3 rRNA genes are annotated in these 5,543 nt (G+C 55.6%); all 3 read right to left on the minus strand.

From position 1 onward, the window contains the following. Nucleotides 1–9: 9 nt before the first annotated feature. The 3 genes from rrf to ACYVAQ_RS23210 all read right to left on the minus strand — a co-directional run bounded on the left by rrf (nt 10) and on the right by ACYVAQ_RS23210 (nt 5,383). A 5S ribosomal RNA gene (gene rrf, locus ACYVAQ_RS23200) occupies nt 10–126 on the minus strand. Between the two features lie 155 nt (nt 127–281). Further along, nucleotides 282–3,414 (minus strand): 23S ribosomal RNA (locus tag ACYVAQ_RS23205). Nucleotides 3,415–3,864: 450 nt separating this feature from the next. After that, nucleotides 3,865–5,383 (minus strand): 16S ribosomal RNA (locus ACYVAQ_RS23210). Together the 16S, 23S and 5S rRNA genes form the textbook arrangement of a ribosomal RNA operon. Nucleotides 5,384–5,543 lie beyond the last annotated feature (160 nt).

Here is a 5,543-nt window from a genome sequence, read left to right on the forward strand (position 1 = left end):
GCAATGTTTGTCCGGCGGCGTCCTACTCTCCCACAGCGTCTCCACTGCAGTACCATCGGCGCTGGCAGGCTTAACTTCCGGGTTCGGGATGGGACCGGGTGTTTCCCTGCCGCTATGGCCGCCGTAACTCTATGACCCCTACCCCACACGCTGGGTGTGGTGGGGTGGTTCTGGTGTGGACGCGAATCTGTTGTTTAGCGCTTGTCCCGCTCGATCACACGTTTGTGTGTTTCTCGCATTCAACATCAACCATGTGTTTGTTGGTTGTGTTGGGGATTTGTTGTGGCAAGCTTTCGGCCTATTAGTACCGGTCGGCTGGGCATTACTGCTGTACACCTCCGGCCTATCAACCCAATAATCTGTTGGGGGCCTTACACCCTCAAAGGGGTGGGGAAACCTCATCTTGAAACGTGCTTCCCGCTTAGATGCGTTCAGCGGTTATCACTTCCGAACGTAGCTAACCAGCCATGCACCTGGCGGTACAACTGGCACACCAGAGGTTCGTCCATCCCGGTCCTCTCGTACTAGGGACAGCCTTTCTCAAGTTTCCAACGCGCGCGGCGGATAGGGACCGAACTGTCTCACGACGTTCTAAACCCAGCTCGCGTGCCGCTTTAATGGGCGAACAGCCCAACCCTTGGGACCTACTCCAGCCCCAGGATGCGACGAGCCGACATCGAGGTGCCAAACCATCCCGTCGATATGGACTCTTGGGGAAGATCAGCCTGTTATCCCCGGGGTACCTTTTATCCGTTGAGCGACCACCCTTCCACGAGGAGTGGCCGGATCACTAGTTCCGACTTTCGTCCCTGCTCGACATGTCTGTCTCACAGTCAAGCTCCCTTGTGCACTTACACTCGAAACCTGATTGCCAACCAGGCTGAGGGAACCTTTGAGCGCCTCCGTTACATTTTGGGAGGCAACCGCCCCAGTTAAACTACCCATCAGGCACTGTCCCTGGACCAGATCATGGCCCGAAGTTAGACATCTAGTACGACCAGAGTGGTATTTCAACGATGACTCCACAACCACTGGCGTGGCCGCTTCACAGTCTCCCACCTATCCTACACAAGCCGAACCAAACACCAATACCAAACTATAGTAAAGGTCCCGGGGTCTTTCCGTCCTGCCGCGCGTAACGAGCATCTTTACTCGTAGTGCAATTTCGCCGAGTCCATGGTTGAGACAGTAGGAAAGTCGTTACTCCATTCGTGCAGGTCGGAACTTACCCGACAAGGAATTTCGCTACCTTAGGATGGTTATAGTTACCACCGCCGTTTACTGGGGCTTAAATTCTGAGCTTCGAACTTGCGTTCTAACCCGTCCTCTTAACCTTCCAGCACCGGGCAGGAGTCAGTCCGTATACATCGTCTTACAACTTCGCACGGACCTGTGTTTTTAGTAAACAGTCGCTTTCCCCTGGTCTCTGCGGCCCTTCACGCTCACCCAGCAAGTGGGGTCACGATCCGGGCCCCCCTTCTCCCGAAGTTACGGGGGCATTTTGCCGAGTTCCTTAACCATGGTTGTCTCGATCGCCTTGGTATTCTCTACCTGATCACCTGAGTCGGTTTGGGGTACGGGCGGCTCATGGCTCGCTAGAGGTTTTTCTCGACAGCATAGGATCACCCACTTCCCCCCTACGGGGTCGGCATCACCTCTCAGGCACGACATCAAAGTCAGAGATCCGGATTTGCCTAGATCTCGCCCTACGGGCTTACCCGCGGACAACCATCGCCGCGGTTGGGCTACCTTCCTGTGTCACCCCATCGCTTGACTACTACCGGGTCGGTTCCCAAGCTCCACACTCCCCCCTCACCCCGAAGGGATCAGTAAGGGTGCTTCGGTTGGTTAGCATCACCGGGCTCGTCATGGGCGCCAATTCGCCGGTACCAGAATATCAACTGGTTGTCCATCGACTACGCCTGTCGGCCTCGCCTTAGGTCCCGACTTACCCAGGGCAGATTAGCTTGACCCTGGAACCCTTGATCATCCGGCGGAAGAGTTTCTCACTCTTCATTCGCTACTCATGCCTGCATTCTCACTCGTGTCACCTCCACACCTGGATCACTCCGGCACTTCACCGGTGACACGACGCTCCCCTACCCAGCGACACCTCTGAACCACGAAGGCTTGAGTTAACATGTCGCTGCCATGGCTTCGGCGGACGGCTTGAGCCCCGCTACATTGTCGGCGCGGAATCACTTGACCAGTGAGCTATTACGCACTCTTTCAAGGGTGGCTGCTTCCAAGCCAACCTCCTGGTTGTCACTGCGACTCCACATCCTTTTCCACTTAGCCGCCACTTAGGGGCCTTAGCCGATGGTCTGGGCTGTTTCCCTCTCGACTACGAACCTTATCGCCCGCAGTCTCACTGCCACGCTTACACTTACCGGCATTCGGAGTTTGGCTAACGTCAGTAACCTGGTAGGGCCCATCGGCTATCCAGTGCTCTACCTCCGGCAAGAAACACGCAACGCTGCACCTAAATGCATTTCGGGGAGAACCAGCTATCACGGAGTTTGATTGGCCTTTCACCCCTATCCACAGGTCATCCCCTCCATTTTCAACTGAAGTGGGTTCGGTCCTCCACGCCGTCTTACCGGCGCTTCAACCTGCCCATGGATAGATCACCCCGCTTCGGGTCTTGATCGTGCGACTCTTTCGCCCTATTCAGACTCGCTTTCGCTACGGCTACCCCACACGGGTTAACCTCGCCACACAACGCAAACTCGCAGGCTCATTCTTCAAAAGGCACGCCATCACCCCAACACCACAAGTGGCAGCCGGGCTTTGACGGATTGTAGGCACATGGTTTCAGGTACTATTTCACTCCCCGCCAGGGGTACTTTTCACCTTTCCCTCACGGTACTTGTCCGCTATCGGTCATCGAGGAGTATTTAGGCTTAACAGGTGGTCCTGCCAGATTCACACACCATTCCAGGAGTGGCGTGTTACTTGGGAGATGCCCAACACAGCCAGGATCTTTCATCTACGGGGCTATCACCCGCTCCGGCACCGCTTCCCAACGGACTTCGACCTCAACCCTGGTTTCTCACTGCGCCCACCCACGGCAGTAGGTGGAAGAACATTCCCACAACCCCCATCACGCAACGCCTGCCGGCTATCACACGAGATAGGTTTAGCCTGATCCGATTTCGCTCGCCACTACTCTCGGAATCACTATTGTTTTCTCTTCCTATGGGTACTGAGATGTTTCACTTCCCCACGTTCCCTCCACACACCCTATTTTATTCAGATGTGGGTAACACGACATGACTCGTGCTGGGTTTCCCCATTCGGACACCCCCGGATCAACGCTTCCTTGCCAACTCCCCAGGGCTTATCGCAGGCTGGTACGTCCTTCATCGGCTCTCGATGCCAAGGCATCCACCATGTGCCCTTAACAACTTGCCCACAACAAACCACCAACACACACAACAAACACCACCACCAACCCAACGGTCAGCAGAGCAACAGCTCAACAGATGCGTCATGCACGCCAGCAGTCCAGTGGAACAAACCAGCTAAAGAAACACACAAAACAATCAAACGAAACAACACTAAACAAGCACCCACACACACCCAAACGGTGCAGTGCGGGCATTGCTCGCGTCCACTATCCAGAAATCAAACACCAAGAAACCAACCAGCCCACCACCCCCCACCACGCCCCCACAAGAGACAGGTGTTACCAGGAATGGATCGTCTGATGTCTCAGACACCCAACAGCGTGCCACACACCCCTGACGCGAACAGAACACTCACGAACTGTCCCCACCAGGCAAAGGATTGTTGTGTTCCACTAGTGAACAGCCTCATAGTGCCACCGACTCACTCGGCCAGTAGCTGAGGTGTGCTCCTTAGAAAGGAGGTGATCCAGCCGCACCTTCCGGTACGGCTACCTTGTTACGACTTCGTCCCAATCGCCAGCCCCACCTTCGACGGCTCCCCCCACAAGGGTTAGGCCACCGGCTTCGGGTGTTGCCGACTTTCGTGACGTGACGGGCGGTGTGTACAAGGCCCGGGAACGTATTCACCGCAGCGTTGCTGATCTGCGATTACTAGCGACTCCGACTTCATGGGGTCGAGTTGCAGACCCCAATCCGAACTGAGACCGGCTTTTTGGGATTCGCTCCCCCTCACGGGATCGCAGCCCTTTGTACCGGCCATTGTAGCATGCGTGAAGCCCTGGACATAAGGGGCATGATGACTTGACGTCATCCCCACCTTCCTCCGAGTTGACCCCGGCAGTCTCCCATGAGTCCCCGGCATAACCCGCTGGCAACATGGAACGAGGGTTGCGCTCGTTGCGGGACTTAACCCAACATCTCACGACACGAGCTGACGACAGCCATGCACCACCTGTACACGAGTATCAAAGAGACCCACATCTCTGCAGGCTTCCCGTGTATGTCAAACCCAGGTAAGGTTCTTCGCGTTGCATCGAATTAATCCGCATGCTCCGCCGCTTGTGCGGGCCCCCGTCAATTCCTTTGAGTTTTAGCCTTGCGGCCGTACTCCCCAGGCGGGGCGCTTAATGCGTTAGCTACGGCACGGAACCCGTGGAATGGATCCCACACCTAGCGCCCAACGTTTACGGTGTGGACTACCAGGGTATCTAATCCTGTTCGCTCCCCACACTTTCGCTCCTCAGCGTCAGAACATGCCCAGAGAACCGCCTTCGCCACCGGTGTTCCTCCTGATATCTGCGCATTTCACCGCTACACCAGGAATTCCATTCTCCCCTGCATGCCTCAAGTCTGCCCGTATCGAAAGCAAGCCCCCAGTTAAGCTGGAGGATTTCACTCCCGACGCAACAAACCGCCTACGAGCCCTTTACGCCCAATAATTCCGGACAACGCTCGGACCCTACGTATTACCGCGGCTGCTGGCACGTAGTTGGCCGGTCCTTCTTCTGTGCATACCGTCACTTGCGCTTCGTCTGCACTGAAAGAGGTTTACAACCCGAAGGCCGTCATCCCTCACGCGGCGTTGCTGGATCAGGCTTCCGCCCATTGTCCAATATTCCCCACTGCTGCCTCCCGTAGGAGTCTGGGCCGTGTCTCAGTCCCAGTGTGGCCGGTCACCCTCTCAGGCCGGCTACCCGTCAAAGCCTTGGTAGGCCATTACCCCACCAACAAGCTGATAGGCCGCGAGCACATCCCAAGCCGAAAAAACTTTCCACCAAACACCATGCGGCACTCAGTCATATCCGGTATTAATCACCGTTTCCGGTGGCTATCCCAGAGCCTGGGGCAGATTACTCACGTGTTACTCACCCGTTCGCCGCTCGAGTACCCCCGAAAGGGCCTTTCCGCTCGACTTGCATGTGTTAAGCACGCCGCCAGCGTTCGTCCTGAGCCAGGATCAAACTCTCCATAAGAAAATTCAAACCCAACAAAGACAAACCCCGACAAACAAACCAATAAGGTTCGCTATCAGAATTCATTCATTGCCGAAAATACTCCGACAACCCTAAGGTCGCCGCACAAACATTTCACAACAATCAAATGCATGACACACTGTTGAGTTCTCAAACATCA

Source organism: Nocardioides maradonensis (genome assembly GCF_054777115.1).